This window comes from Nocardia sp. NPDC046473 (genome assembly GCF_040645995.1).
In the GTDB taxonomy this organism is placed as follows: domain Bacteria; phylum Actinomycetota; class Actinomycetes; order Mycobacteriales; family Mycobacteriaceae; genus Nocardia.
Genome location: NZ_JBEYZJ010000005.1, coordinates 221990 through 247776, shown reverse-complemented (window position 1 = coordinate 247776; position 25787 = coordinate 221990). Strand labels below are relative to the sequence as shown.

The following is a 25787-nucleotide window of genomic DNA, read 5'->3' as shown; positions in this document are numbered from 1 at the left end:
CCAAAACAGCATCTACGCTCCGAATTCCTTAGCTTTGCTACGATGCGGTGGCAGTGCTTTCCGCATTCCGATGATCAACTGGCAGAGATGTTTTCATGCCTTCCGTGAACACGCGACTCGACGGCGGACAACGGTCGAACATTTGGTTTTCGCACAACGAAACCCTCTTGTTGCTAGAGGTTTTCACAGCGGGCTTTCACGGTCAGGCCACCAGGTGGAGCCAGGCGTCTGCGAGGGCGGCGTGACCGGCCGGGGTCGGGTGCACGCCGTCGGCGGACCAGTGCTCCGGGCCGGTTGTCACGGCGAGCTTGGCGAACATGTCGTCGGCCGTGAGCAGGTGTGCGCCGTATTTGTCGGCGAGCTGGTGTACGACCTGGATCTTCAGGTCCAGGTCGGCGCGCCAGCCCTTTCGGACCTCCTCGTCGATGCGCACACCATGCTTCTCGATGACGCCACGAATGGGCAGGAGGAACGGCTCGATGAGGATCAGTTCGGTGCCGTCCTCGGCCAAAGGTGCGAGCAGGCGGTCATAGCCTGCCGCATAGTCCCGTGCGGGGATCACGTAGCCGTTGTCCGGGTCGAGCGTGTGCCAGCCGACGTCGTTGATGCCGACGAGGATCGACACCACATCCGGTCGCGCGTCGAGTACATCTGCCTGCCAACGCGATTCGAGGTCCATCACCTTGCTGCCGGCGATCCCGGAGTTCAGCCAGGTCACGGCTCGCTCCGGATGCCGACGTCCCCACTCGTCCGCGATGCGCAGGGGGTAACCGAACCTGCCGCCGTTCTCGCTCTCGAGCCGGTCGGGGTCGGTGATCGAATCGCCGGTGAATATCACGGTAGTTCCAGGGCGGAGGGTGATCGTCATGTGCACTCCTGAAAGTTATTGGGAGAAAGAATGATTCACATTGCAGGACGGCCGAACCAATGGCCCGCGACCCGCTCGAACGCCTCGCGGTCAGGATCGCGATCACCTACCCAGGCGACGGTGCCGTCGGGTCGGACCAACACGGCGCCCAATCCGAGATCGTCCTTCGCCACCCCGGCCGAGTAACGAATCCGGTTCTCCCACAACATCGCTGAATCGCGCAGGCCCCGATCGCCGCTGAAGTCGAGAACGACACCTCGTCCGTCCTGCATCAAGTCGCCGAGCCGAGCGCCGTCCCCGAAACGGAAGTCCGGGACACTACGGCCGACCAGCGGGTGCTCGCTGCCGAGGTCGTAGCGGATCCATGAGCCCGAGAGCCGCTCGAACCCGTAGGTCGTTCCGTCACGGGTCCCGAGCAGGTCGCGGATCACGCCTTGGACCGCGCGGGAATGCGGGTCCGGCCGCATGATCGCCACCTGAGCGCGGGACCAGTCGAGGACCTGGGCACCGACCGGATGACGCTCGCGGGTGTAGGTGTCGAGCAGCCCGTCCGGTGCGTTCCCCCGCACGGTCGCCGCGAGCTTCCATCCCAGATTCATGGCGTCGCCGATGCCGAGGTTCAGCCCCTGCCCGCCGAGCGGTGAGTGGATGTGCGCTGCGTCGCCCGCGAGCAGGACGCGGCCCTGCCGGTAGGTCGTCGTCTGCATCGCTCGATCGGTGAAGGTCGAGGCGAACTGGACATCGCTCAGTGTCACATCGGTGCCCGACACGTGGCGCAGCACCGCCTGGAGACGCTCGCGGGTCGGCTGCCGCGTCCGATCGAACGCGCCGCCGTCGAAGTCGTTCATCCCGATGTGCCCTGGCCTGCTCATCTGGATGTACATGCCCGTCGACGTCAGGTTGATCCCGGGGCGCAGCTGCTCCGGATCATCGACGGTCGCGAGCATGGTGTAGCCGGTGAATTGTGGTTCGGTGCCGACGAATTCGAAGTCCGCGAGTCGACGCACCGCACTGCGACCGCCATCGCAACCGACGACCCAGCGGGCGGCGAATTCCTGCTCGCCCGCCTCGACGATCACGCTCTCGTCGTCCTGCGTGACAGCGGAGACCGCGACCCCGCGCCTGATGGCAACACCGAGCTCGGCCGCCCGCTCCGACAGCACTGTCTCGACCGCTTCGAGGCTCGTCATCATGAATTCCGATGCGGGACTAGGCAATCGGAACGGCAGCGCGGCGAGGTCGACCCTGGCCGGATCGAGCACCAGGCCGGCAAAGTGCCCCGCACTACGTGGCAACGACAGCTCATCCGAGTCCGCCGCCACCCCGGAATCGTCGACACCCGACGCCGTCAGCAACGGCGGCAGCATCCTGCGGCGATAGAACGCCTCCACCGAACTAGCTGACAGGCCCCGCATCCCCAGCGGGTCCACCCGCCACGGCGAATGCGGCTCCGACTCCCGCTCGAGCACCAGCACGGCGCAACCCGCCAGACCGAGCTCGCAAGCGAGGAAAAGCCCAACGGGTCCGGCCCCCACGATCACAACATCGAATTCGTCCATGACTCAATGTTTTTCGAGGGCTCTTGCACCACCCTGGCACGCTGCTTGCGCAGGCGAATTCCCGTGCAAGTGCAGGCCGGTTCGATCAGCCCGCTTTGCCGATGGAGTGGAAGAACTCGCGGATGTCGGTGACGAGTTCGGTGGGGGCTTGCAGGGAGGCGAAGTGTCCGCCTACCGGGTACTCCGTCCAGCGGACGATGGAGTGGGCCAGGTCCGCGAGACCGCGGACGGCGCGGTCGCCTTGGAAGTTCGCGACGGCGGTCGGTACGCCTGAGGGTGCGGGCTTGCTGCCCCACGACGATCCGGACTCGCGGTACAGGCGGGCGGCCGAACCGGCGGTGCCGGTCAGCCAGTAGGTCGTGACGTTTGTCAGGATGGTGTCGCGGTCGATGGGCGATTGATCGGTGGCGGTCGGGTCCCAGTCGACGAACCACTCGAGGTTCCAGGCCAGTTGGCCGGTCGGGGAATCGTTGAGGGCGTAGGCGATGGTCTGTGGGCGCAAGGACATTTGGGTCGCGTAGCCGTTGTGCCCGAACCACCACATCTGGTTGGCGATCGCCTTGGCTCGATCCGCCTCCGACAATCCCGCGAGCTCCTGTCCCGAGCCGGCCGCCGTCGCCGCGTCGGCGAGTGCGTTCACTTGGACGCCGATGACGTTTTCCGGCGCGACCCGCCCGAGCGCAGGCGAGATGAGGCTGCCGAAATCGCCGCCCTGCGCGCCGTAGCGCTGGTAGCCGAGCCGTGCCATCAGTTCCGCCCAGGCTCGCGCGATCCGCGCCACGTCCCAGCCGGTGGCGCGCGTCGGGCCGGAGAACCCGAATCCCGGCACCGACGGGGCTACCACATGAAACGCGTCGGCCGGGTCTCCGCCGTGGGCGCGCGGATCGGTCAACGGCCCGAGGATTTCGAGGAAGTCGGCCGGTGTGCTGGGCCAGCCATGGGTGAGGATCAGCGGGGTCGCGTCCGGCTCGGGTGAGCGGACATGCAGGAAATGCACTGTCTGCCCGTCGATTTCGGTGGTGAACTGCGGGATCTTGTTCAACCGCGCCTCATGCTCCCGCCAGTCGTATCCGGTGCGCCAGTATTCGACCAGGTCGGCCAGGTAGTCCTGGTCGACCCCGTAGGACCAGCCGACCTCGGGCAACGCGTCGGGCCAACGGGTGCGGTCGAGTCGGTCGTTCAGCTCATCGAGGGCGGCCTGCGGAATGTCGATGTGGAAGGGCGTGATCGCTGTTGTGGTCATCACCTAAGCATCTCCCTGTATAGGACAGGAACGGTCCTACTCATGCGAGAATATTTGTTCATGCCGGAAACCACCTCCGCCCGCCTGCTGCGGCTGCTGTCATTGCTGCAGATGCATCAAGACTGGACCGGAACCGAATTGGCCGAACGACTCGACGTCACGACCCGCACCGTCCGCCGTGACGTGGATCGGTTGCGGGAGTTGGGGTATCCGGTCCACGCCGTACTGGGGCCCGTCGGCGGGTACCGGCTCGGCCCGGGCGCGTCGCTACCTCCGCTACTTCTCGATGACGACGAGACGGTGGCCGTCACGCTCGGCCTGCAAGCCAACGCGACCGGCAGCGTCACCGGAATCGAGGAAGCCTCGCTACGCGCACTGAACAAAGTAGAGCAGGTGCTGCCGACGCGGCTGCGCCACCGAGTCGACGCCTTGCACAGCGCGGTGGTGGCGATGCCACCCCGGTATGGTTCCGGCCCCGCGGTCGACGCCGGCACGCTCACCACCATTTCCGCCGCCATCCGCGCCGCCGAGACGCTGCGTTTCGACTACCTCAACCATGCCGGCGACGAAACCCGGCGCAGCGTCGAACCGCACCGCATCGCGCACTGGGGCCACCGGTGGTACCTCGTCGGCTGGGACACCGACCGCGCCGACTGGCGCACCTTCCGGGTCGACCGGATGTCGTTGCGTACGCCCAACGGCCGACGCTTCACCCACCGCCCCTCCCCCGGCGGCGACGTCGTCGCCTACCTGCGCCACACCATGGGCTTCGCGCTGTGGCCGTACCGTTCCGTCATGCGCGTCCACGTCCCGGCCGAGGATCTCATCGGCCGCGTCGAAGGCATCGTCACGCCCATCGACGAACACACCTGCCGCCTCGAAATGGGTTCGGACTCCTACGCATTGGTCGCGCTGGCGGTCGGCATGCTGGACGTCGAATTCGAGGTCGAATCCCCACCAGAACTCGTGACCCACCTCCAGGCCCTCGCCGGCCGGTTTACCCGCGCGACTCGTATGGGGTAGGTCGGCAGTTGCGAGGCGCGCGAATTCAGTTGTCAGTGTTGGGATCTAGCGTCAGCACCAACGAGACGGAGGGCTTCGGTGTGGACAACGGCTTCGTTCTCCGATGCGACAGCGTCGCGGAGTTCATCAACACGGTAGCGGTGGGCCCTCGATACTCGCTCATCCACGGCCCCCACGAAACCTGGAGCGAGCCTTGGTGGTCCACCGACCCGTGGTACCGCTATTTGCAAGAGATCGACCTGGCTTGAGCCCAATTCTCTCGCCGAATCCACATTCAATGGCACCGAGCGCGCCGGGTAGCCGGATGACGGCATCGCGCCCGGCACGCGGTGGCAGGATGTCCCGAGCGACTGGTCAGCTGTCGAGTGACGGCAGGTGACCGAGATGGCCGATTACGCGCTGGCGCAACAGAAGATACTCATCCCATCGGCGCGGGGATGGGCCACGCGGACGCTGGACGGCCCGGGGATTGGTGATGACCTGACCGTTGCGGAACTGGCTGCGGGTCAGATCCAATTCGAGGCCGGTGGGTAGGCGATTCCACCAGTGGAAACCGTGTTGCTCGCCCGCTGAGCGCACCTCGCCGACCAGCAGATCGCCGCCGAAGATGTCGTTGACGATCAAGGCTGTGATGTCGCAATGTCCCCATGCGGGATTGTCCGGTTGCCAGCCGGACCTGGCAAGGTCATCCGGGGAACAGGTATCGGCGGCCCAACTCACGCGCAGTGCGTTGTCGATGGCGAGGAGGTCCCAGACTGTCATGGCGCACAGGATGCCATCGGCCACCGACAAGTATCGCCGTGGCCGAGCTGCCGATCAACGGTCTCACCGTGCGTAATCCTGTGTGCCCAGCGGTCGACCTCCTCGGGGCCTTCGCCTGTGACGGAGGCAACTTTGACGCCTAGGTAATTAGGTGCCATATTAGTTTCATGACGACGGACCCGGACGCTCCGGAAACGCCCACCCTGGGGCAGGCGCGGACGCAGCTGCGGCGCTACGGGCTGGAATCCGAGATCGATCCGCAGGCGGTGCTCGTCGCGGTGCGACTGCTGGCCACGGGGGCACGGCTCGGGCAGGCAACCGAGACACACTTCGCGCGATTCGGGCTGTCCACCGGACGGTATCGACTGCTGGCCGACCTCGAGGACGCGGACGGCGAGAAGTCGCCTTCACAGTTGGCGTCGAGCCTCGGAGTAACGCGCGCAACGGTTACCGGGCTGATCGACGGCTTGGAGCAGCAGGGTCTGGTGTGCCGGCGCGCTTCGGCCGAGGACGGTCGCGCCGTGGTGGTGGTGCTCACCGCCCGCGGCGCGCAGCTGTTGCGCGATATGGCCGCCGAACATTTCGGGCGCCTGCAGTCCATGGTCGGCGGCTTGACCCGCACTGAACGCACGGTCTTCCTCGACCTGCTCGAGCGCATCGGCCACGGCATGGGCGCACTCACCGCGGACTGACCGCCGACTACTGTTCGACGTTTTGCATACCCATATAGTTAGGGACCTAATCAAATGGATACAGCTATCGCACCTCCGCGATTCATCCTGTGGCAAGAGGTGCTGTTCGCCTACCTGGCCCCAGCGGTGTGCGCCGGCGCGGGCGGATTGATTACCGGGCAGGCGGAACTACTCCGCGCCGCGGTGACGTCGATCGCCGGGACGTCCGCGCTGGTAGCCCTACTCCTGGGAATGTGGCTGCGGTACAGCGGAATTCGATGCACTCGACTACGACGCGCGTGGCCCGTCGCTCTCGCGGCAGCCTTCGGACTCGGCGCGGCCACGCTCGCCGCATCGACAGCCCAACTCCTCACCACCACAAACTCATTCCCCGATCGCATTCGCATCGACTTCCCGATCGCCGCCGCACTGGCCGCCACGATCATCACCTGGCGCTGGTCCGCGATCCAACGAAAGGTCGGCACATGATCGTCGTCATGGGAGCCACCGGCGTGACCGGCAACGCGCTCCTGACCCGCCTGCTCGACCTCGGAGTGCCCTGCCGCGCACTGAGCCGGAATCCAGATCGCCTGCGGGCCATGGGATATCCGCCTACGGTCGAAATCCAGTACGCCGACGCGGCAGACCCGACCTCGCTGCGAACCGCCTGCCAAGGCGCGACGCAACTCTTCCTGACCATGACCAACAGCCCCGCCCAGGTCGAACTCGAAACGCGCACAATCGAAATCGCCGCAGCATGCGGTATCGAACACGTCGTCAAACTCTCGGCACCGGCAGTCGCCGCCAACTCCCCGGTGACCGTCGCACGCTGGCACTACGCCATCGAGGAGGCCCTACGCGCCACCGGCCTGACCCGAACCATCCTGCGCCCCTACGCATTCATGCAAAAACTGCTCCTCCTCGGCCCCCAGGTGGCAACCCAGGGCACCATCACCGGAACCATGGGCGACGCACCCTGCAACTACATCGACTGCCGCGACATCGCCGACGTCGCCGCAGCAGCCCTCACCAGGGCCGAGATCGCCGGTGGCACATATCTTCTCACCGGTTCCCACACCTACAGCTACCCCCAACTGACAGCCCTGCTGACCGCCATACTCGACACCCCGATCCACTACATCGACTTATCCCCCACCGACTTCCGCCAACACCTCACCGAACGATCCGGCCTACCACCCTGGCTGGCCGATCACCTCACCGAAATCCAACAACTGGCCATCGCCCAACCAGAACACCCCACCGACACCGTCACCAACATTCTCGGCCGACCTCCACGCACCCTGGAGTCCTTCCTGGCCGAAAACCTCGACACCTTCCGCCATCCCCCAACTGAGCCCCCAGAAATATAGGGATAGCCGCGAGAAGCACACCGACCACCCGACGGCGTGCCGATCCACGTGCTCACCCACACCGTCGACCCGGCCGACGAGCCGCCGGGCAGCGCGAAGTTCTACACCGACGTCGACGCGTGTGCCGACCAGGCCCGCGAAGCAGCGGGAGATCGCGCCGTGCTGGTGCACGGCGCGGGTGCGGCGCAGGCGTCGCCGGCGGTCGGCGACGTCACACATCTGCGTTACCGGATTGTCACGAAGGAAGACTGACGGTCGTCCCGCTCGACACGCTATGTGACGCTTACGGTTTGGCCGACGCGGCGATGGGCGGTCCGGCCGGGGTCGCGGAGTCCAGTGCCCCTGCGTAGTCGGGCAACTCGACGCCGTTGATCGCGCGCTCGAGCAGTTCGGTGAACCATTCGCCGGCGAAATCGATGTCCGGCTCGGACTCGGAGCCGTCGCGACTGCGTGTGTGCAATCGGCCGATCTCCTGGTTGGCCTCGACGAACGGGCGCATCTGTCGCTCATAACTGGCGAATCCGGCTTCCGGATCCCACCCGGCGGCGGCCAGTTCTCCGGCCAGCAGGTAGGCGCCGACCAGGGCCAGCCCGGTGCCCGCCCCCGACATCGGCGAGGCGCTGAACGCCGCGTCACCGAGCAGCACCACCCGTCCGCTCGACCAGCGGTCCATCACCACCTGGGCGACCTGGTCGAGGTAGAAGTCCGGGGTGTCGTCCAGATGCGCGAGGATGTCCGGGGTCAGCCAGCCCAGGTCGGCGATGTGCTCGCGCAGCAGCCGCTTCTGGGCCTCGATGTCGCGGTAGTCGACGTCGAAGTCGGCCGAGGGGAAGGAGAACATGGCCATCGCCCGGGTGGCGTCCCGGATGGGCCGCAGACTGGCCGAGCGCCCGGACTCCTGGTAGTCGAGCAGCCAGCGATCCAGTTCGAATTCGTTGGGCACGCTGTAGAAAGCCAGCACCAGCCCGAGGTGGCGAACGAACTGCTCGTGCGGCCCGAAGACCATCGCGCGCAGCGCCGAGTGCAGTCCGTCCGCCCCGACCACCAGGTCGAAGCGCCGCCGGTCACCGCCCGCGAAGACAACGTCGACCCCGTCCGCGTCCTGAGTGAGCTCGGCGATGCGGTCGCCGAAGATGTACTCGACACCGTCGCGGGTGTCGTCGTAGAGCACCTGGGACAGGTCCCCGCGCAGGATCTCGATCTCCGCGATATACCCGTCACCGCCGTTGTCATCGGCACGGAACGTCTCCAGCACGTTCCCGTCCGCGTCCACGGTGTGCGCGCCGGCGGTGTCGGTGCAGGCCGCGCGTACCGCCGCGTCCAACCCCATCAGCCGAATGGCGTCCTTGGCCACGCCACGCGCATCCACCGCCTGTCCACCGGGACGCAACTCGGGAGCCCGCTCCACCACGGTCACCTCGGCGCCCCACCGACGCAGCCAGTGCGCCAGCGCGGGTCCCGCGATGCTCGCCCCCGCCACCAACACCCTGGGACCGTTCACCCGGATCATGTCCTCCTGTGCGGAGTTGTCGACGCTCATCACTGCCTCCATATGTTTCCTCCCGCACCGGAACAGTCCCGGCACAGGCCCACCGCTATCGGTGTATCCAGCCATATCGACTACGGATGCACACCGAATTCATCGGTATAACCGAAATCGTGTCCACTCTCCTGCAACACCCGCACCCCGGCCAGTCGAACACTCGATGTCATGATCACGATCAGAAGTTCGCGAGACCGACTGGCGGCCAAGGACTCTGAGCGAGGCGGCCGCCTGACGTACCACCTCGTTTTCACGAAGAAGCGTCGACGCGACGTCGACAGACGAACGGATGCTCCATGAAACTGCTGTTCAGCGCGACCCCCGCCTTCGGTCACATCCTGCCCTTGGTTCCGCTCATGCAGGCGGCGGTCGACGCCGGCCACACCGTCGGGCTGCTGTCGAGTGCCGGGTTCCGGGCCACGATCGCCGGCGAACTGCCTGCGGAGGTCGAGTTCCTCGACGCCGGTGTGCTGCCGGGGGAGTTCTCCGAGGAGGCGGCCCGCCGCACCGGCGGCGACGTGTTCCATCCGACGCCTGCGGTCATCGGCGAGATATTCGGTGGCGCCCGAGTCGATCTCGCGATCGAGGAAAGCATCGACCGTGCTTCGGACTGGCACGCGGACCTGGTTGTCGCCGAGCCGTTCGACGCGGTGGGTCCGATCGTCGCCGCTCGGCTGGGCATCGAATGGCACCGGGCGGGCATCGGCCCGGCGCTGCCGAGGGTGATCACCGACGAGATCGACCGCGCGGCCTCGGTCCGGTATGACCGGCTGCGTCTTCGCCCGATCGCGGCGTCGAGCTATCTCGACCCGTGTCCGCCGCAACTGCAGGATCCGGGCTGGTCACCCGACTCCCCCGTGCGTATGGTCCAGCCCAAGGCCCACCGCCGGTCGAAGGATGTCGCGCTCGACTTGTCCGACCTCGACGGGCACAAAAAGCCCACGGTGCTGGTCACTTTCGGCACCATCTTCTCCGACCCGGACACTCTTTCCGCCGCCGTGGCGGCGGTAACTGAGACCGGGACCCACGTGATCGCCACACTCGGCTCGTCGCTCCGGCACTCCAGCGCAAGCCAGGAACTAACGGCCCGAACCGACTCGGCGCACGTACAGTACGTGCCCTTCGTCCCGTTGGGCCAGTTGCTCGAAAAGGCCGATCTAGTGGTCGGTGCAGGCGGCGTCGGCACCATTCTCGGCGCCTTGGCGCACGGCCTGCCCATGGTGCTCTGGCCGCAAGGCGCCGACCAGCCCATCAACGCCGCGCGCGCTGCGGCATCAGGGGCTTCCGTCACGGTCGACTCGGCAGCCGAGATCGCTCCGGCAGTCGCGGAAGTGCTCGCGAACAGTGCATACCACCGCCGGGCCCGCGGCATCGCCGACGAGATCGCGGGTCGTCCGCAGCCCAGCACGGTGATCGCAGAGATAACACGGTAACGGGGCATGCTCGGCGGGGATTCAGCTGCACGTCGAATTCTTTATCGGCCTAATTCCGCATAGAAGCACTCGGCGCACCGCGATGGGGATACCGTCGATCAGATCGTCTCGGAGTTTCCTGAGTCGGGTTTGTGTGGTGCGTGGACGTATCTGCTGTCCACCCACCGAAGAGAGGGAATCCCGTGCGTCGCAAGCTGTTCGCCGCCGTCATGCTCACCGTCCTCGCCGCCACCGGGCTCAGTGCCTGCGGCAGTGCCGATCCGAACGTGTTGAAGATCGGCACCGAGGGCGTGTACGCGCCCTTCAGCTACCAGGGCTCCGATGGCAAGCTCACCGGCTACGACATCGAGGTAGTGCAGGCGATCGCCGAAAAGCTCGGCAAGAAGGTCGAATTCGTGCAGATTCCGTGGGATGCGATCTTCGCCGGGCTCGAGTCCAAGCGCTTCGACCTCATCGCCAACCAGGTGACGGTCAATGACGAGCGCAAGTCGAAGTACGCACTGTCACAGCCATATACCTTCTCCGAGGGAGTGATTGTCACCCGAACCGACAACAACGCGATCACCTCACTCGCCGACCTCAACGGCAAGACCTGCGCCGAGTCCGCGACGACCACCTGGGCCAAGGTCGCCACGAACGCGGGCGCGAAAATCGAAGCGGTAGAAGGGTTTGTGCAGGCTATTCAGCTGTTGAAGATCGGCCGTGTCGACGCCACCGTCAACGACAATCTCGCCGTCGCCGAATACACCAAGAAGACCGGCGATACCAGCGTGCGGATCGCGGGCAAGACCGGCACCGCCAGCCTGCAGGCGTTCGCGGCCCGCAAGGGTGATGCGCTGATGACCGACGTCGACAAGGCGCTGGCGACCCTCAGCACCGACGGGACGCTGGCGAAGATTTCCGAGAAGTACTTCGGCAGCGACGTCAGCAAGTAACGATCCAGTCGGCCAGATCTGTTGCCGGACAGGCGATCAGGAATGCGCCGAATGCGGCAGGCGGGCTGTTCGGGTGCCCTCCTGCCGCACTCGGCACGCTGCCGGACGGATGCTAACCCTGGCCCATGGTGGGATCGCCCGCGCCACCCCCGGCACCGGGGTTGCTCGGCCCGCCGCCTTGCCCGGCGCTGGGGTTGCCCGGACCCTGCTGACCCATATCCGGATCGCCGGGACCGTCCGCCAGCACGGTCCCCGGATGTCCGGCGGGCGCAACGCTCGAAATGGGGGCTACCGCCTGACCGGTAACCAACGCGGGAACTGTCAACGCGACGGCCGCGGCCGCACCGGCGATGCCCACGACAGCGATGCCGCGGCGAACGGTGAACAAGCTCATCGAAACTCCCGATCCAGAACGACGACGGATCGTCGCCGTTGTCCAGGCCAGACCGTTCGGCCGGGCCACCGTCGAGATTAGGCAGCCGAGGGTAAGGACTGTGTCACCCGGATATAACACTGCGTCACGCCGCGTCCGTCGAATACGATGGCGGACAACAGGATTAATCCACAGACCGCGTTCACTCCGCTGATCTGGTGTTCTTGTTGGCGTTGAAGCGTGCCTTCTTCTGCCGATTCCCGCACGTGTTCATCTCACACCATTTGCGGGTGCGACTTTGGCTGGTGTCGAAGAAAGCAGCTCGACAGGTCGGCGATGCGCACAAGGCCAATTTTCCGTCTCGTTCGCCCGCGATGATGCTGATTGCGTCGGCAGCGATTACGCCTAGGGCATCTTCTACGCGGGAAGCCGAGCCGAGTCGCCACTGCCGATTGCGCTCCGGCGTCAGAATGGCCGACGCCCGGCCCTGAATGCTGCAGTCATTGATGACTTGGACGGCAGACGCAGGGAGAGCGTCGTGGATCGCTGCCGCTGTCGCGGCGGCGTGAATTGATTCCCGCAGTTTTCGAGCAAGTTCGAGCTGGGCGGTGGTGCAGGAGTCCACGGCGAGGCCGTTCACCGACAGCCAGTCGATGAGTCGCTGCGGCGTGGGGATGCGTTCCACCGAGTCGCCCTGACGCTCCGTCAGAGTCGCCGTGAAGCTGGTCGCCAGCACGGTACCGAGGCGAAAGTCAGGGAATCCGGCATTCATGGAACCACCTTAGCTGGTTGCACCCCGGCACCGAGACATGTTAGAACCGTCTTAGCCGGTTCACAGAAGGTCGTAGCCGGTCCCCGATGGCCAGGAGGTCTCATGAACCGTGCAACCAGCGACGTACAAGCATTCGAAACCCACGCAACCGACGCCGACCTCGACGAGCTGCGCGCACGACTGGCCGCTGCGCGACTGCCGGAAGCCGAGACGGTCTATCGCGCCGCGCCCGACCCGCGCCGATGGGACCAGGGCGTTCCGCTCGCCGACCTCGTCGATGTCGTGAACTACTGGCGCACCGAGTACAACTGGCGGGCGTTCGAAGCGCGCCTCAACCGAATCGGCCAGTTCCGCACGACAATTGACGATCTGGGAATCCACTTCCTGCACCGTCGATCCGCACGCGCAGACGCCACTGCGCTGATCTTGACGCACGGCTGGCCAGGCAGCATTGCTGAATTCATCGATGTAGTAGACGAACTGGCAGATCCGAAAGATGCGGGTGCGCCGGCGTTCCACGTCGTGGTCCCGTCACTCCCAGGATTTGGTTACAGCGATAAGCCGACCAAACCCGGATGGGGAACCGAAAAGATCGCGGCCGCATGGGTGGAACTGATGGAAAGGCTCGGCTACCGCAAGTTCCTGGCCCACGGCGGCGACTGGGGCGGCAATATCACCACGGTTCTCGGCGGCCGGTTCCCGGCGCACGTGCTCGGCATCCACACGACGTTCGCGGAGGCGCCGCCCGGGCTGACAACCGACGGGCTGACGGCGTCCGAGCGCACATGGACCGAGGAAACCCGCCTTTTCTGGCACCAACGCGCGGCGTACGCAAAACAGCAGGCGACCCGACCCCAGACCATCGGCTACTCCCTCGTCGACTCACCGGTCGGGCTGCTCGCCTGGATCCTCGACAAGTTCGCCGAGTGGACAGACACCGAAGACAGCCCGTTCGAAACCATTTCCAGAGACCGCATTCTCGACGACGTCACCCTGTATTGGCTGACACGGACCGGCGCATCGGCGGCTCGCATCTACTACGAAAGCCATAACTCGCTCGACCCCGAACTTCGGGTCGACGTCCCGTCGGCAATCACCATGTATCCCCGTGACATCGAGAAGTATCCGCGCCCCTGGGCACAGGAGCGGTACCGACAGATCGTCCGATGGAACTCGCCCGAAAACGGGGGACATTTCCCGTCGCTGGAGGTTCCCGAGTATTTCGTCAAGGATCTGCAAGAAGGTCTCGCGGCAGTGCTGGCCGCGGTTCGGTGAACGCGGCTGGGTGTGGATAACGCGCAACCCCCTGTCGGACAGGGGGTTGCGGTTGGATCGGGTGGTTACTTCTCGCCGTGGCGTCCGGGTGCGGCGCTGCCGCTGTATTCGCCGAGGTCGGAGACCAGCTGGGTCAGTTCCGGGTCGCTGTCGTAGCGGCGCTGGTGCAGTTCGGCGATCTTCTCCGCCATCGCCGGATCCTCGTCGTCGGTGATGTCGAAGGAGGCGAACTTGTCGACCAGGGGCAGACCGACGCGGTCGGTGTTGCGGTGGGCCGGGTGGATCAGGTACTCCCAGTAGCCTGCCAGGTCCTCGATGACGAACACCGCGCCCCACTGGTATTCGCCACCGAAGTCGGGGCCGACCACGAACGACTTCACCGACGGGATCACCCGGCCCTGGTTACGCAGGCTCTCGAGGGCTGCTTCGATCGCCTCGGGGGTGGCGTCAGCGCGGAGGGTGAAACGGTTGCCGTGGTAGATCATGTCTTTCATCCTTCATTCAGGTGAGCCGCAGGTTTGCGGACTCGGTGGTTGGTGATGAATTCGGTGGTGTTACTTGGCATTACGGAGTAGAGGCAGCGCGATCACCGCACCTAGCGTCATGGCGATCCCGGCGTGGCCAGCTCTCGTGCCACCGCCTCGTCAGATGCTGCGCTCATGGCGTTCTTCCTCGTGTCCGGCAAGCCGTGCTCGCTTGCTGACATCGAGATTTCCATCCGCGCACCGGCATTCGCGTCGGTGATTCCTACCTAGATACGCAGCCGAGCCAGCGACTAGGTAGGTGAAGCAGCTTGCTGATCCGAGCGGGATCCCGCGGTGGCGATCCAAAACCTAGCAATGCTAGACAAGCTAGCCATGAGCTGTTACCGTTGCTCTAGTTGCTAGCACTGCTAGAAGACGGAACGCATCAAGGAGTAACGGAAATGACCTTCACCAGCAACGAACAGCAGTTTCTCGCGGAGGCCGGGATCGGCCGACTGGCCACGGTGTCGCCCGACGGCGTCGTACAGAACAACCCGACCAGCTATCGGGTGAACGCCGACGGCACGATCGACATCGGCGGCATGCGGATGCGAGCCAGTCGAAAGTTCCGCAATGTCGAGGCGGGCAGCCGGGTGTCCTTCGTCATCGACCAACAGGTTTCGTTGGAGCCCTACGTGATTCGCGGCATCGAGGTACGCGGCACGGCCGACGCGCTCACGGACGAGGAGCCACCGTTCCCACCCCAGGAACGCGCGGTCATCCGCATTCACCCCGAACAGATCATCTCCTGGGGCATCGACGGCGGATCTTTCGACTTCGCCAGCCGCGGCACCGAGTAGCCGATGGGGCCGCGGCTCGTGATGGAATTGGGGTATGGACGAGATCATCTTCCGGTCCGCGACGATCGATGACCTTCCAGCGCTGGTGACGATGCTCGCCGATGACACACTCGGCAGCGCCCGCGAGTCCGCAGACGATCTGAGCGTGTACCGCGCGGCATTTGCCGAGATCGAGAGCGATCCGCGACAGGAGTTACTGGTCGCCGAACGCCGCGGCGCCGTGATCGGAACAGCGCAGCTGACCATGTTGCCCGGACTGGCCCACAAGGGAGCGGTACGGGCACAGATCGAGTCGGTGCGGGTGGACCGACCACTGCGCGGCCACGGTCTGGGATCGCAGCTGATCGAGGAGTGCGTGCGGCGGGCCCGCGAACGCGGTTGCACCCTGGTGCAATTGACCTCGCACGGTAGCCGGGCGGAAGCGCATCGTTTCTACGGCAAGCTCGGATTCGAGGCCAGTCACGTGGGTTTCAAGCTGAGCCTGGCCGACAACTAGATCGGACCGACCGGCTGCCACCCGCCTTCCGCCTGATCGGAACCCCTTGGCGGCAAACCGATCAGTGGTTGGCCGCCGTCCGTCCGGCGCGAGTGCGTTTCTCGGGTCAGCTCCGCGGGAATCTGATCGTGCGCCCCACACCGTCGGGATGGCCTGTCGCCTGCTGTTCGGCGGCGAATTGCGTGAGCCGGTCGCGGACGTCGGCGGGTAGTGGAGCGGTTCTTCTCGTCCCGAGGTCGACATGCAGGTCCAACTGTTCGGAGACGGCGACCCGAGCCCCGTCGCCGAGATTGTGCACTTCGTGAAAGAAGTGCAGCCGCTTGGCATCCACGCCCAGCAACCAGGAATCGACGGCCAACCGCGACCCGTGCAGTACCTCTCGCTCGTAGGTCATGGCGGTCTGCACCACGACCTTCCCGAACCCCGTTGTACGGACGTACTCATCGCCGAGACCGAGGGCGTCGGTGAACGCGGCATGGGCGCGGTAGACCACGATCCCGTAGTACTGCGCGTTCATATGGTCGTTGATATCGATCCACGTCGCATCGACGTCACATTCGAGGGTTCGCAAACCGCCACCTTCCCCACACTGTCAGCAGTTACCTCGCCAAAATACAACCAAGCGGTCGCTTGGTGCAACTGCCGCCATCACGATGATGCCCGAACCTTGCTCTTGCGGAACCCTTTTGGTCATCAGCACATCGCGGCCGAGCTAAGCCGCATCATCCTTGGATGATCTTCGGCAGGCGCACGGTCGGACCAACAGACGCGCGTCCGACAGCAGTGTCCAGTCACTAGCAATTGGGCTAACCCGCTCGACGTGGTCGCCAACCCGATCGAACACCGGAGCACATGTGCACAATTCGGCGTCCGGTGCGAGATGCGCAGCTGGACAAGCGATCACGAGGAACTGGTGCCGTCGGCCTCTCGCGCGATACCGACCTCAGTTCCTCGTGATCAACTGACCAGTAACCGCGCGGCGTGTCGGGAGGCGGCATGTCGAGCACGGGGTCAACGGTTGTACGGCTGTTCCTGGACCCAGCTGAAACCGCGTTCGAGCAGTGGGAAGGACTTCGGGTCGAGTTGGGTGAACGAGGTATGGATGCGGTGATCGGCATAGTCGTCGGCGTCGATGACCATGCGGCCGGGGCTTGGCCACCAGTAGGTGAGACGTACTCGGACCGGGGTTTCCTCGTAGGTGCCCAAGGCGATTCGGTGGTGCAGGTCGATGAAGTGGCGCTTCGGATCGATGGCGCCGCCGTACACCTCGAAGGAGTCGTCCATGTGCTGGATGGTGAGCACCATCGGGTCGGAGACGTGGAAGGGGCGGTCGATAATGACTCGGCGCCAACGCAATTCGTCGGTGAGCAAGGGGTCGCGGGGATAGCCTTCGGAGGAGAAGCCGTCCACCCGATAGATGCCGTACAGGTTGGGGGTTTCCTTCGACCATTGCCGCCAGTTCTGCGCGCCGAGCACGCCGAGCAGGAACAGGCCGACCACCAGCTGTGCCACGAGCGCGATCCGGTTGGCCCGCGCGGAACCGAACAGCGACACAGGCTGGTGCGCAGGCGGAGTATGGCCGCCGAACAGCACCGCCAGCAACCGGCGCGCGTAGGGCGCGAGCAGAAACAGACTCAGCAGCAGGAACTGGGACGAGACCGTTTTCAGGCGGATATCGTAGGTCATGTTAAGCAGGAACACCTGCGTCATATCTACCGCACACAACAGCGCCCCGGCCGCGGTCGCCCGCGGCACGAGCAACAGCAGACCAGCCAGCAATTCCGCTGCGCCCAAGGCGATTTCATACGGCTGCGACACGCTGACCTGCGACCAGAGCACGCCCTCCGGGCTGAAATTGCCGTAGGGCTCCACCAATCGATTCAGCACGAACGGCATCTGGGTCGGAATCGCCTTGGCCATCCCGAAATAGAACATCGCCAGCGCCAGCATGAACCGCAGATACACCTGGGTCCAGGCGAACAGCCGGGTGTACATCTGCCTGCGATCCAGGACCGACCACACTGCAGTCGCCAAGGCGGACATCACCATCAGGAGAAACAGGGCGGTCCACTGGAACGCGCTGTCGCTGCCCACCTGCGTACTCGTCACATGCAAACCGAGCACGTGGGTCGCCGTCCACTCGATCGGCGGGCGCGTGAAGGTCAACACGTGCAGTACCGAGCCCGCCCCGATCCCGAGGCCCGCCAACAGAATCGGCGTCAACCCGAGCACACACGCCAGGCCGAGCGCACCGAAATAACAGACCCCGAAACGAAACCCGATGCGCGTCAACGGATGCCAATGCCCCTCGACTACTCCCCCACTCTCCTGCGGCACCGGACCTCCCCTGTCGTGAACATTGCGTCGTGACCGTAGGCGCGGAGGCTTAACGAGGACCGGTCAGTCCGCTTAACAAGCCGCATTGTGGGGCTCCGGGGCCAGCTCACTCGAATGCGCTGTCGGCTGCACCGGGCATCATCGGTATTCAGGATGTTATGAAACCGAACGGCTGGTGGTATCGACTTGACTGCTGAACTGCGTGGCCTCACGGTCCATATCGACACCGGACGATGGGCTGAAACGGTGCTCGAGGCAGTGGACCTGACCGTTCCGGCGGGCAAGATCACCGCCCTGCTCGGCGCGCCGGGGGCCGGGGGCCGGGGGCCGGAAAGACGGTGATCGCAGGACTCACTACTGGTCCCGATCGCGGCGGCTTTCGTGGGTGAGCACGTCGAAGAGGGTGGCCAGACGGATTCGCAACGCATCGTTCGGCGTTCCGGTGATCGCGACCGTGACGTGCGCACCGCCATCCGCTGACTGCACTCGGGCGGTCAGCGAAGTCGCGCCGATCAAGGGATAGTCCAGCGCCGGGGTCTCTGGGAAGGCAGAGGTGATCGCCGTCCAGTCCGAGTTGTCGAAGTCGTAACCGATGTAGCTGCTGGCGAGTTCGAGAAAGAGTCGGAGGTCCGACGAAGGGATCCGGCCGGACGCGAGCAACTCGGTGCTGTCCTGGGAGGGTGCAGTCGCGTAGGGCAGGGACATGCCGTGCTCGGCGAGCGTCCTGGCGTACAAGGCGAGGATCTTGGTCAAGTCACCAGCGAGTTCCCGGACTTCGGGTGCCCTCTGGGCCGCCGCACGGGCGGCTGCCTCGAGAATCGAGAACGAGTCGCCTTGAATGAAAACTCCGGGAAACCTACGCCAAGGCAACCGGATAACGGTGACATTGCCTCGCGGGGCCAGCATTTCGACTTCGACGCGCTCCATCCAGCAAGCATGGTCGACGACCGCTCGATGAGGCCACCGGGCACGCCCAGGCCGATCGTGTCGCCAAGCTGATCCCCAGCGTCGGCAACGAAATCGGCACGGGCGCAACACCGCTCACGCGCGGCCACCGACCTTGCTTCGTGCGGCCGGTCAATCATCAGTCCGTACCTACCCGAGCGGACCCACCAGGCGATCGAATTCCGGTGCCGCGCCACGCGGAATCAGCTTCGCGACATCGGCGCGTAAGGCCGCCATCTCGGTGTTGCGGGTCGCTCGAGCATGCGGCACGATCGCCACCGAACCCAGCGGACCGCGCAATGTCCGGCGCCAATACCACGCCGCAGCGGTGACCGGCACCCTGGTGAAGATGATCCGCAATCCGGCCGGCGAGACGGTGATGCCCCGATTCCGCAGCGCATCGAACCCACTGCGGATGGCCCGCACCATTGACGTCATAGCGGCACGGTCGCCAGTGAGGCGCGCGATGGAGTAGCCGGCACGTTCGAGCGCGGCGGAAACCGCCACAACGAACACCGCGTGTGTGGCGAGCCAGCCATCCATGTCGTCGGTCACCGCGACGGCGAATCCCGCGTCGGTCAGCGCGTGAACCACCGCCTGTTCACGTCCGTGGTTACGTGCCACCGTCGTCGGCTGCTGCCGGATCCGGTGGTATCGCACCGAACCGTCCGCCTCGAGATATCCACCCACCCCGGGAAAAACGCCGACGACACGGTCGGCGCCGAACCGGTCGCGCAGCGGACCGAGGCCGAGCGGATTGTTGAACAGGGGCACAACGAGGCCGCCTGCCGCCCGAGCTGCCGATTCGATCGCGCCCGCTCGCTGCTCATAGCGCACGGCGATCATGATGAGGTCGTAGCGCTCGCCGTTCGCCGCATCGACCACCCGCACTTCAGCGTTGCTGACCTCAGCGCCTTCGTGCAGCGTAATCCCTTCTGCGGCAATATGAGTCGATGTTGCTCCACGCGCGAGCACGGTCACCTGATGACCACACCGAGCCAGGCGGCAGGCGTAGATCCTGCCGATGACACCGGCACCGATGACCAAGACCTCGAGTCTGTCCATCCCTCATTGTGTGCCGCTCTATACCGGCAGGCATGCTGAATGGCGACGAACGTCCGCCTGAACCAGCACCGTTGGGCGCGCGTCGAACGGAGGTTCCGGACTGGTGAGATGGCGTATTCAACTGTCGGGTTGTCTACGGCTCCCCACGGTGGGTGGTCGTAACCTGGCGACGGTCACCGATGCCGAAACCCTGCTGTATCAACAGAAGTCGCGTCCATGGCCCGGCCCGGCGCAGACTCCGATCAATGATTCCCAGAGCCTGAGGGGTCACATCGGCGACAGACGTTGCAGTTCGGCCGATCGTCGTGCAGCAGGTGTCGTGATCGGACAGTCCTGCTGAGCTCCCGGCAGACAGGGTCGAAAACCGCGCGTTCGGGTGTCCTCGACTGCGGAGACTCGAACCTCACAACTGCAAGGTGACGGGGACATCGGTGAGTTTGACCTCGGTGCTGCCGTCGGCGCTGTACAAATCCCAGGTGACGTTCACAGTGGCGGGGCCGAGCTGGTAGGGGAAAGTCACTGGCGCCGCGACGTCGCTGGTGTAGGGATGCGCGGCGCCGTCACAGGTCACCATCCCCCGCCCACCGGGCGCGTCCCCCTGGATGTTGCCCTGTTGCAAGAAGGCGTACCTGGCGCTGTTGACCCGACCGACGCCGGTGCAGGTGTAGGTGCCGGTGATCTGCGCGCTGCCGTCGGCGTTGATGTGCTGTTTGTTGTCGACCGTGAGCTTGAGGGACGGGTCCGCCATGGCCGGGCTGACCAGCATGGCCGAGCCCGCGAACGCCGCAGCCGCGGCGACGGCCAGTTTCATGATCAGATTCCTGGGCATGATGGCCCGCCGTTCGGCGGTCCGAAGATACTCGGCCATAACACGACTTCCTCTTGTGTCGGAAAGGAATTCAGACCACGCATCGGGTCGTCGTCAGCACGCCGTGCGTCATCCCCGGCCTATTTCCCGGGCGTTCCACAACCGTAGCAACACGACTGGGGCAAAATGGTCCCCAGTTATGTTCTGCGCCAAGCAAATACCTGCCCAAACTGATTGATTGCGGTGTCTGCCAATAACACTCGGCCAGTTTCCTGTCGAATCCCCAGACGGAGGAAGTAGTCGACCCGAATGCGGCACAGACGCTGATCGGCTGCTCCGCCCCGCCCGTCGGCGGAGTTATTCAACCAGTTGACCGGCTTCGTCGGTTGTCGCAGCCTGCTACGTTCGAGATCATGGTCAATGAGTTCCGTTTCGGTATCAGCATGGCTTTCCCCGGGTCGCATGCCCAGTGGGCGAACAAGGCCCGCCGGGCGGAGGCGCTCGGGTACGACGTGCTTTCGGTGCCCGACCATCTCGGGCTGATCGCTCCCTTTCCGGCGTTGTCGCTGGTCGCGGAGGCGACCGAACGAATCACGCTGGGCACCTTCGTGTTGAACACGCCGTTCTACAATCCGACGCTGCTGGCCCGTGACGTCGCCGCACTGGACCAATTCAGCGGCGGCAGACTGGAATTAGGGTTAGGCGCGGGATACGTCAAGGCAGAATTCGACGCCGCGGGGATACCGATGCCCAGCCCGGGCGCCCGCGTCGAGCACCTCGAGCAGACCGTGCTCACCCTGCGCAAACTGTACGCCGACCTCGACTATCAACCGGCGCCCACGCGGCCGCAAGGCCCGCCGCTGATGATCGCCGGATCGGGAAACCGCCTGCTACGCATCGCCGCTCAGCACGCCGATGTGATCGCCCTACCCGGTGCCGCAATGCCGAAGACCGGCCTGCCGAACGCCATGACCCCGGACGAACTCACCGAACGCGCCGACTACGTCCGCGGCCTGCTCGGCGAGCGGCGCGATCAGGTGGAACTCAACCTGCTGGTATGGGCGGTAGGCGTCCCGACCGAGTGGAACACCGTGATCGATCGGGTGCGCCAGTTCCAGCCCGGCTTCACCGAGGACCGAATCCGCACCGCACCCGGTGTTTTGGTCGGCACGCCCCAGCAGATCGCCGACAGTGTGCGTGAATGCCGCGACCGCTACGGGGTCACCTACTTCACGATGATGGAACCGGACCTGGAAGCCTTCGCGCCCGTGATCGAACTGCTGAAGTAGGTCCTGCTCCAGCGTCTACCGACCGAACATCTCGGCCGCGGCGGCGACGATCTCCTCCGGTGCGACCGTACGAAGATGTTTGAACACGCCCCAACGGTGGCCGTACAGATCGATGAACTGTCCGGCCCGGTCGCCGTAGAAGGTGTCCGGCCTGCCCTGTGATCTCGTGGTGTATCTGAACGCCCAACCTGATGTCAGTTGAGTACCCCACGGTCCGCGGCCTTCTGTGGACCCTGTTGTCACAGAATGACATTCAGCATTGTGGTCGAGACGACTTACCCGGTCTGGAAGCCGTGGCCGGTCGGCTCAGCCGAATGGTTCCTCGCGGACGAACCGGGTCAGGGCTGCGGCGAACGCCTGTGCTTCGGACTCGGGCCACGCGGCGAGATGCTGGTCGAAGCGGCGGGCTAGCCGGTCACGCATCACATCGACCGCTCGCTGCCCGGGTTCGGTCAAGCTGAGCAGGGTGGCTCTGGCGTCGGCCGGATCCGGTGAGCGCCGCACCAGTCCGGCCCGCTCGAGTCGGGTGGCGTGGCGGCTGGTCACCGACCGGTCCAGGCCGATCTCGGCAGCCAGCGCGGCCGCACTGCGTGGGCCGAAGCGGCCCAGGGCACTGAGTACCGGATAGGTCGCCGTGTCGACCGCCGGGTCCAATCCTTCGGTGAGTTCGGCGTAGATCCCCTCCCTCGTCCGCCTGCGCAGCAGCTCCGCGATGGCGTCGGCGACGCGAGCGCCGGGTCCCTGGTGTGACATGTTTCCAGAATAGCGTGCACCGAGCACGCATATGTTGTAGCCTGAGATGCGTGCACGAAGCACGCATCTGATTGGAGAGTTCTTATGTCCGGCACCACCAGCATTGCCACCGCGCTCAACGACCTGCTGTTCGACCGACAGCTCGATGTCGACTCCGCTGTCACGCGTCACTTCGCCGACGGCTATCGCCAACGCACCGACGGCGTATGGAGCGACCGCGCCGAATTCGCCGCGCACATCACGCATCTGCGCGAGGTTCTCGTCGGCGGACACGTCGAGGTGCACGACGAACTGATCGTCGGCGATCGCTACGCCGACCGGCACACCGTCCACGCCAACAAGATCGACGGCAGTGCAGTCGCCTTCGAGGTGCTGGTCTTCGCCGAATTGACCCCAGACGGTCGTTTCCAGCAGATCATCGAAACCACCAGCATGCTCTCCGGCGGCGAAGGGGACCAGCACCTGGGCAGTGCCCGCTGACCTGCTTGAAATCTAGCCACGAGCCTCATCATCGTCGCCAGCAACCTGCACGTGGCCTCCACCGGTCCGCGGCGGCGGGAACCGCGCCGTCGTGTGCTTTTCAGGCGCATACCTGCGTAGCACCGGTATACCGAAAGCCCTCTCACCGGGACCGGGAGGTACGCCACCCACGCCGTGCACCGAGTTACCGGCACTCTCCCGGAACAGCATGCTGTCGGACACGACGCCATCACCTTCCCGCCGGAAGCGCCGAGCGGTGACCATGCGACACGCGACGAAACCGGCCCCGAACACGCCACCTACCAGCTCCAACAGCAACAATGGCAGAGGCGCACTGTCATCCAAGTCACCGTGGCTGGACACGGGCGTGATGGTCAACCCACCGGTAAAGCGCGAGTCCAGTTCCATCCGCTCTACACCATCGAAACAGATCTCATCCCGGCACTCGAAATCCCCAAAGCCGTAGCCGCGCAACAATAATTCACTGTGGCCGACCCCGTATCGCCACACGCGAAAATCGTTGTCGGCGGCAAAGGGCAACCTGCTCACCCAGTCCACAATGCCACGATCAGAGCCGATCCCGCACCCACACCACACCGGGATCCGCCGGAGTTCATGTGCCACTCCCTGTTTCGGAGTTACACCGTTGTTTGTACAGTCACTAGCCGAGGGGCGGGGGGTGGCGAACGTATCCGCATCGCGCGCACAGCGGCTAGCGGATGTTCTGGGGTGCAATGGATCTTGGTTGGTCCTGATGCGTGCGGCGGCAGTCGTTGCTTAGGGTGATGGGGTTATCCCGGCATCGGGACGCGTAGGCGTGTGATGTCGGTCGGGTGGGCAGGAGAGGATGCGATGGCGTCGCAGGGTGAGTTCGCCGGGCGTACCTGTGTGGTAACCGGTTCGGCGTCGGGTATCGGCGCTGCGACTGCCGCGCTGCTTCGCGAACGCGGCGCCAAGGTCATCGGCTGCGATCTCGATAATGCCGAGGTGCGGGCCGACTTGTCCACGCCGAGTGGTCGGCAGTCTCTTGTTGACCAGGTGAGCGAGTACGGACCGATCGATGCGGTCCTGGCGATCGCTGGTGGTGGAAAGACCGGCCTGCTGGAAACGAACTACTTCGGCGCTGTGGCGACGCTGAACGGGCTTCGCCCGCTGCTGACACAGAGTCCCGCGCCTCGCGCGGTGGCCGTGTCGTCGACATCGTCGCTGGCACCGGCGGACGAGCGCATCATGCAGGCATGCCTTGCTGGAGACGAGGCCACCGCTGTCGCATATCTGGCCGCCGATCCGGCTGCCGGTGGCGCGACGGGTGGTTACGGGATTGCCAAGCGCGCCTTGAATCGCTGGGTGCGCACGGTCGCCCCAACCGCGGAGTGGGCCGGAGCTGGCATCGCCCTCAATGTCGTTGCTTCTGGTGTCGTCGACACCCCGGCGGCTGCGTGGATTTTCGCCGATGACGAAGTGCGTAGGGCCGTCGAAACCGCTGCGCCGCAACCTTTCGGCGGGTTCCCGGGACGACCGGAATGGGTTGCCGAACTCATCTGCTGGCTTGCCGGCGAGGGCAACCGTTTCGTGACCGGTCAAATCATCTTCGCCGACGGAGGTTCGGAAGCTGTAGTACTCGGTGACCACCACTGGCGCTGACAGAACTATGTTGCGGCGATCCTTGTCTCGACCGCCGAACCAGCTCAATTCGGCTAGTTGGACACCTCGACGGGCCTACGCGCCATCCTAAGATCGGATACTCGGCAAGGGGCCTGCTTATGGAGCCGGTGAACGGGCCGAGATGATCTCGGCCCGTTGACCTTCCAGGAGTCGTGCCAGCGACTGAGCATGAGTCGGGCACCACGAAAGGGAGCAACGATAGTTATGGAGCCACAGAGCACATCGGTACAAGACCCTGGAACATCCAGCACTGTGGCCGACAGGCAGACCGGGACGATCGATACCAACGCCTACCTGGCCAGAATCCAAGCCGAGAACGCCGCCGGTCAGTGTTTCATCTGCGAACTGGCCGACGAGAATACGACTCGCACCCGCGAAACCGTCGCCTACCGTGACGAACACTGCATCGTGTTCATTCCGCCCTTTCCGCGCCTCTACGCCTACTGCTTGCTCGCACCCCGACGCCACGCGACAAATGTCGTCTCGGACTTCACCGAGGACGACTACCTCGCACTCCAGCTACGTGTCCATCGCCTCGGTCGCGTCCTCACCCAGATCACACCCACCGAACGCCTGTACGTATTCAGCTTCGGCAGCATGCAAGGCGTCGCCCACGTGCACTGGCACCTGGCACCGCTCCCACCCGGAATCCCCTTCCGCGAACAGCAGTTCGCCGCAGTCGACAAACCCGACTACCTCGTCATCGCACAGGCAGAGCGCGATGAACTGGCACAGCGGATCGGAGCCGGCATGTCCGCCCTGGCTCAGCCGAACAACTCGCAGGCGTAACCGCGGCCT

The 25787-nt window shown here is 65.0% G+C and carries 31 protein-coding genes and 1 pseudogene; 16 read left to right on the top strand and 16 right to left on the bottom strand.

What is annotated here, in order from left to right:
* Window positions 1-202: 202 nt before the first annotated feature.
* The 3 genes from ABZ942_RS19010 to ABZ942_RS19000 all read right to left on the bottom strand — a co-directional run bounded on the left by ABZ942_RS19010 (window position 203) and on the right by ABZ942_RS19000 (window position 3670).
* Complete coding sequence (locus ABZ942_RS19010) at window positions 203-868, bottom strand: SGNH/GDSL hydrolase family protein (RefSeq protein WP_357383632.1); 666 nt, start codon at window positions 866-868, stop codon at window positions 203-205.
* Between the two features lie 35 nt (window positions 869-903).
* The gene (locus ABZ942_RS19005; RefSeq protein WP_357383630.1) at window positions 904-2427 is read right to left on the bottom strand and encodes an FAD-dependent monooxygenase; all 1524 of its coding nucleotides are present in this window, start codon (window positions 2425-2427) and stop codon (window positions 904-906) included.
* 85 nt (window positions 2428-2512) lie between these two features.
* Window positions 2513-3670 (bottom strand): epoxide hydrolase family protein, encoded by a 1158-nt coding sequence (locus tag ABZ942_RS19000; RefSeq protein ID WP_357383628.1) that lies wholly within the window; start codon window positions 3668-3670, stop codon window positions 2513-2515.
* Between the two features lie 60 nt (window positions 3671-3730).
* Between ABZ942_RS19000 and ABZ942_RS18995 the strand changes: the two genes are divergently transcribed.
* On the top strand, window positions 3731-4693 hold the full coding sequence (locus ABZ942_RS18995) for a WYL domain-containing protein (protein ID WP_357384553.1): 963 nt from the start codon (window positions 3731-3733) through the stop codon (window positions 4691-4693).
* Between the two features lie 300 nt (window positions 4694-4993).
* Window positions 4994-5062: pseudogene (locus ABZ942_RS18990) on the top strand (rubredoxin); the annotation flags it as partial.
* Here the strand turns inward: ABZ942_RS18990 and ABZ942_RS18985 are convergent.
* Window positions 5048-5455 carry a hypothetical protein gene (locus tag ABZ942_RS18985; protein WP_357383626.1) on the bottom strand — a complete coding sequence of 136 codons (408 nt, stop codon included), beginning with the start codon at window positions 5453-5455 and terminating at the stop codon, window positions 5048-5050. The pseudogene ABZ942_RS18990 and the gene ABZ942_RS18985 sit on opposite strands and share 15 nt — an antisense overlap.
* Before the next feature lie 167 nt (window positions 5456-5622).
* Here ABZ942_RS18985 and ABZ942_RS18980 point away from each other — a divergent pair, with 167 nt between their 5' ends.
* The 4 genes from ABZ942_RS18980 to ABZ942_RS18965 are packed head-to-tail and all read left to right on the top strand — an operon-like array spanning window position 5623 to window position 7748.
* Window positions 5623-6147, top strand: a complete 525-nt coding sequence (locus ABZ942_RS18980) for a MarR family transcriptional regulator (protein ID WP_357383624.1) — start codon at window positions 5623-5625, stop codon at window positions 6145-6147.
* Between the two features lie 54 nt (window positions 6148-6201).
* Window positions 6202-6615 (top strand): hypothetical protein, encoded by a 414-nt coding sequence (locus ABZ942_RS18975; protein WP_357383622.1) that lies wholly within the window; start codon window positions 6202-6204, stop codon window positions 6613-6615.
* A complete protein-coding gene (locus ABZ942_RS18970; RefSeq protein ID WP_357383620.1) occupies window positions 6612-7496 on the top strand; it encodes an NAD(P)H-binding protein in 885 nt (294 codons plus the stop codon). Before ABZ942_RS18975 ends, ABZ942_RS18970 begins: the two co-directional genes overlap by 4 nt.
* Before the next feature lie 36 nt (window positions 7497-7532).
* Window positions 7533-7748 (top strand): hypothetical protein, encoded by a 216-nt coding sequence (locus tag ABZ942_RS18965; RefSeq protein ID WP_357383619.1) that lies wholly within the window; start codon window positions 7533-7535, stop codon window positions 7746-7748.
* Between the two features lie 31 nt (window positions 7749-7779).
* On the opposite strand, the gene ABZ942_RS18960 is transcribed toward ABZ942_RS18965, so the two are convergent.
* Window positions 7780-9036: an FAD-dependent monooxygenase gene (locus ABZ942_RS18960; RefSeq protein WP_357383617.1), complete on the bottom strand. Its 1257-nt coding sequence runs from the start codon at window positions 9034-9036 to the stop codon at window positions 7780-7782.
* Between the two features lie 299 nt (window positions 9037-9335).
* Between ABZ942_RS18960 and ABZ942_RS18955 the strand changes: the two genes are divergently transcribed.
* Together ABZ942_RS18955 and ABZ942_RS18950 are read left to right on the top strand one after the other, a co-directional pair.
* Window positions 9336-10472: a glycosyltransferase gene (locus tag ABZ942_RS18955; protein ID WP_357383615.1), complete on the top strand. Its 1137-nt coding sequence runs from the start codon at window positions 9336-9338 to the stop codon at window positions 10470-10472.
* A gap of 182 nt (window positions 10473-10654) precedes the next feature.
* On the top strand, window positions 10655-11407 hold the full coding sequence (locus ABZ942_RS18950) for a transporter substrate-binding domain-containing protein (RefSeq protein WP_357383614.1): 753 nt from the start codon (window positions 10655-10657) through the stop codon (window positions 11405-11407).
* Between the two features lie 112 nt (window positions 11408-11519).
* Here ABZ942_RS18950 and ABZ942_RS18945 read toward each other — a convergent pair whose 3' ends face one another.
* Together ABZ942_RS18945 and ABZ942_RS18940 are read right to left on the bottom strand one after the other, a co-directional pair.
* The gene (locus ABZ942_RS18945) at window positions 11520-11801 is read right to left on the bottom strand and encodes a hypothetical protein (protein ID WP_357383612.1); all 282 of its coding nucleotides are present in this window, start codon (window positions 11799-11801) and stop codon (window positions 11520-11522) included.
* Window positions 11802-11982: 181 nt separating this feature from the next.
* Entirely contained in the window at window positions 11983-12552 is a 570-nt protein-coding gene (locus ABZ942_RS18940) for a CGNR zinc finger domain-containing protein (RefSeq protein WP_357383610.1), read from the bottom strand.
* A gap of 102 nt (window positions 12553-12654) precedes the next feature.
* On the opposite strand from ABZ942_RS18940, the gene ABZ942_RS18935 reads away from it, so the two are divergent.
* On the top strand, window positions 12655-13827 hold the full coding sequence (locus ABZ942_RS18935; RefSeq protein ID WP_357383608.1) for an epoxide hydrolase: 1173 nt from the start codon (window positions 12655-12657) through the stop codon (window positions 13825-13827).
* A gap of 65 nt (window positions 13828-13892) precedes the next feature.
* Here the strand turns inward: ABZ942_RS18935 and ABZ942_RS18930 are convergent, their stop codons facing one another.
* Window positions 13893-14312 (bottom strand): Dabb family protein, encoded by a 420-nt coding sequence (locus ABZ942_RS18930; RefSeq protein WP_357383606.1) that lies wholly within the window; start codon window positions 14310-14312, stop codon window positions 13893-13895.
* 440 nt (window positions 14313-14752) lie between these two features.
* On the opposite strand from ABZ942_RS18930, the gene ABZ942_RS18925 reads away from it, so the two are divergent.
* Complete coding sequence (locus ABZ942_RS18925) at window positions 14753-15151, top strand: PPOX class F420-dependent oxidoreductase (RefSeq protein WP_357383604.1); 399 nt, start codon at window positions 14753-14755, stop codon at window positions 15149-15151.
* Window positions 15152-15185: 34 nt separating this feature from the next.
* Window positions 15186-15647 (top strand): GNAT family N-acetyltransferase, encoded by a 462-nt coding sequence (locus ABZ942_RS18920; RefSeq protein WP_357383602.1) that lies wholly within the window; start codon window positions 15186-15188, stop codon window positions 15645-15647.
* A 106-nt stretch (window positions 15648-15753) separates the two neighbouring features.
* Here the strand turns inward: ABZ942_RS18920 and ABZ942_RS18915 are convergent, their stop codons facing one another.
* Window positions 15754-16218 carry a thioesterase family protein gene (locus tag ABZ942_RS18915; protein ID WP_357383600.1) on the bottom strand — a complete coding sequence of 155 codons (465 nt, stop codon included), beginning with the start codon at window positions 16216-16218 and terminating at the stop codon, window positions 15754-15756.
* Between the two features lie 440 nt (window positions 16219-16658).
* Complete coding sequence (locus ABZ942_RS18910; RefSeq protein ID WP_357383598.1) at window positions 16659-17984, bottom strand: DoxX family protein; 1326 nt, start codon at window positions 17982-17984, stop codon at window positions 16659-16661.
* Between the two features lie 186 nt (window positions 17985-18170).
* On the opposite strand from ABZ942_RS18910, the gene ABZ942_RS18905 reads away from it, so the two are divergent.
* Complete coding sequence (locus ABZ942_RS18905; protein ID WP_357383596.1) at window positions 18171-18326, top strand: hypothetical protein; 156 nt, start codon at window positions 18171-18173, stop codon at window positions 18324-18326.
* Window positions 18327-18338: 12 nt separating this feature from the next.
* Here the strand turns inward: ABZ942_RS18905 and ABZ942_RS18900 are convergent, their stop codons facing one another.
* From ABZ942_RS18900 to ABZ942_RS18890, 3 genes are all read right to left on the bottom strand, one after another.
* Window positions 18339-18911, bottom strand: a complete 573-nt coding sequence (locus tag ABZ942_RS18900; RefSeq protein WP_357383594.1) for a hypothetical protein — start codon at window positions 18909-18911, stop codon at window positions 18339-18341.
* Window positions 18912-19079: 168 nt separating this feature from the next.
* Window positions 19080-19994, bottom strand: a complete 915-nt coding sequence (locus tag ABZ942_RS18895; protein ID WP_357383592.1) for a 2-dehydropantoate 2-reductase — start codon at window positions 19992-19994, stop codon at window positions 19080-19082.
* Between the two features lie 403 nt (window positions 19995-20397).
* Window positions 20398-20862 carry a DUF6299 family protein gene (locus ABZ942_RS18890; RefSeq protein WP_357383590.1) on the bottom strand — a complete coding sequence of 155 codons (465 nt, stop codon included), beginning with the start codon at window positions 20860-20862 and terminating at the stop codon, window positions 20398-20400.
* Window positions 20863-21215: 353 nt separating this feature from the next.
* On the opposite strand from ABZ942_RS18890, the gene ABZ942_RS18885 reads away from it, so the two are divergent.
* Window positions 21216-22091 (top strand): LLM class F420-dependent oxidoreductase, encoded by an 876-nt coding sequence (locus ABZ942_RS18885; RefSeq protein WP_357383588.1) that lies wholly within the window; start codon window positions 21216-21218, stop codon window positions 22089-22091.
* Between the two features lie 15 nt (window positions 22092-22106).
* Here ABZ942_RS18885 and ABZ942_RS18880 read toward each other — a convergent pair whose 3' ends face one another.
* Both ABZ942_RS18880 and ABZ942_RS18875 read right to left on the bottom strand, forming a co-directional pair.
* Window positions 22107-22334, bottom strand: a complete 228-nt coding sequence (locus tag ABZ942_RS18880) for a hypothetical protein (RefSeq protein WP_357383586.1) — start codon at window positions 22332-22334, stop codon at window positions 22107-22109.
* Window positions 22335-22397: 63 nt separating this feature from the next.
* Window positions 22398-22844: a MarR family transcriptional regulator gene (locus tag ABZ942_RS18875; protein ID WP_357383584.1), complete on the bottom strand. Its 447-nt coding sequence runs from the start codon at window positions 22842-22844 to the stop codon at window positions 22398-22400.
* Window positions 22845-22928: 84 nt separating this feature from the next.
* On the opposite strand from ABZ942_RS18875, the gene ABZ942_RS18870 reads away from it, so the two are divergent.
* Window positions 22929-23324: a nuclear transport factor 2 family protein gene (locus tag ABZ942_RS18870; RefSeq protein WP_357383583.1), complete on the top strand. Its 396-nt coding sequence runs from the start codon at window positions 22929-22931 to the stop codon at window positions 23322-23324.
* A gap of 12 nt (window positions 23325-23336) precedes the next feature.
* Here ABZ942_RS18870 and ABZ942_RS18865 read toward each other — a convergent pair whose 3' ends face one another.
* Complete coding sequence (locus ABZ942_RS18865) at window positions 23337-23873, bottom strand: hypothetical protein (RefSeq protein ID WP_357383582.1); 537 nt, start codon at window positions 23871-23873, stop codon at window positions 23337-23339.
* A gap of 303 nt (window positions 23874-24176) precedes the next feature.
* Here ABZ942_RS18865 and ABZ942_RS18860 point away from each other — a divergent pair, with 303 nt between their 5' ends.
* The gene (locus tag ABZ942_RS18860) at window positions 24177-24968 is read left to right on the top strand and encodes an SDR family oxidoreductase (RefSeq protein ID WP_357383580.1); all 792 of its coding nucleotides are present in this window, start codon (window positions 24177-24179) and stop codon (window positions 24966-24968) included.
* A 273-nt stretch (window positions 24969-25241) separates the two neighbouring features.
* Complete coding sequence (locus tag ABZ942_RS18855) at window positions 25242-25778, top strand: HIT family protein (protein WP_357383578.1); 537 nt, start codon at window positions 25242-25244, stop codon at window positions 25776-25778.
* The last annotated feature ends 9 nt before the right edge of the window (window positions 25779-25787 follow it).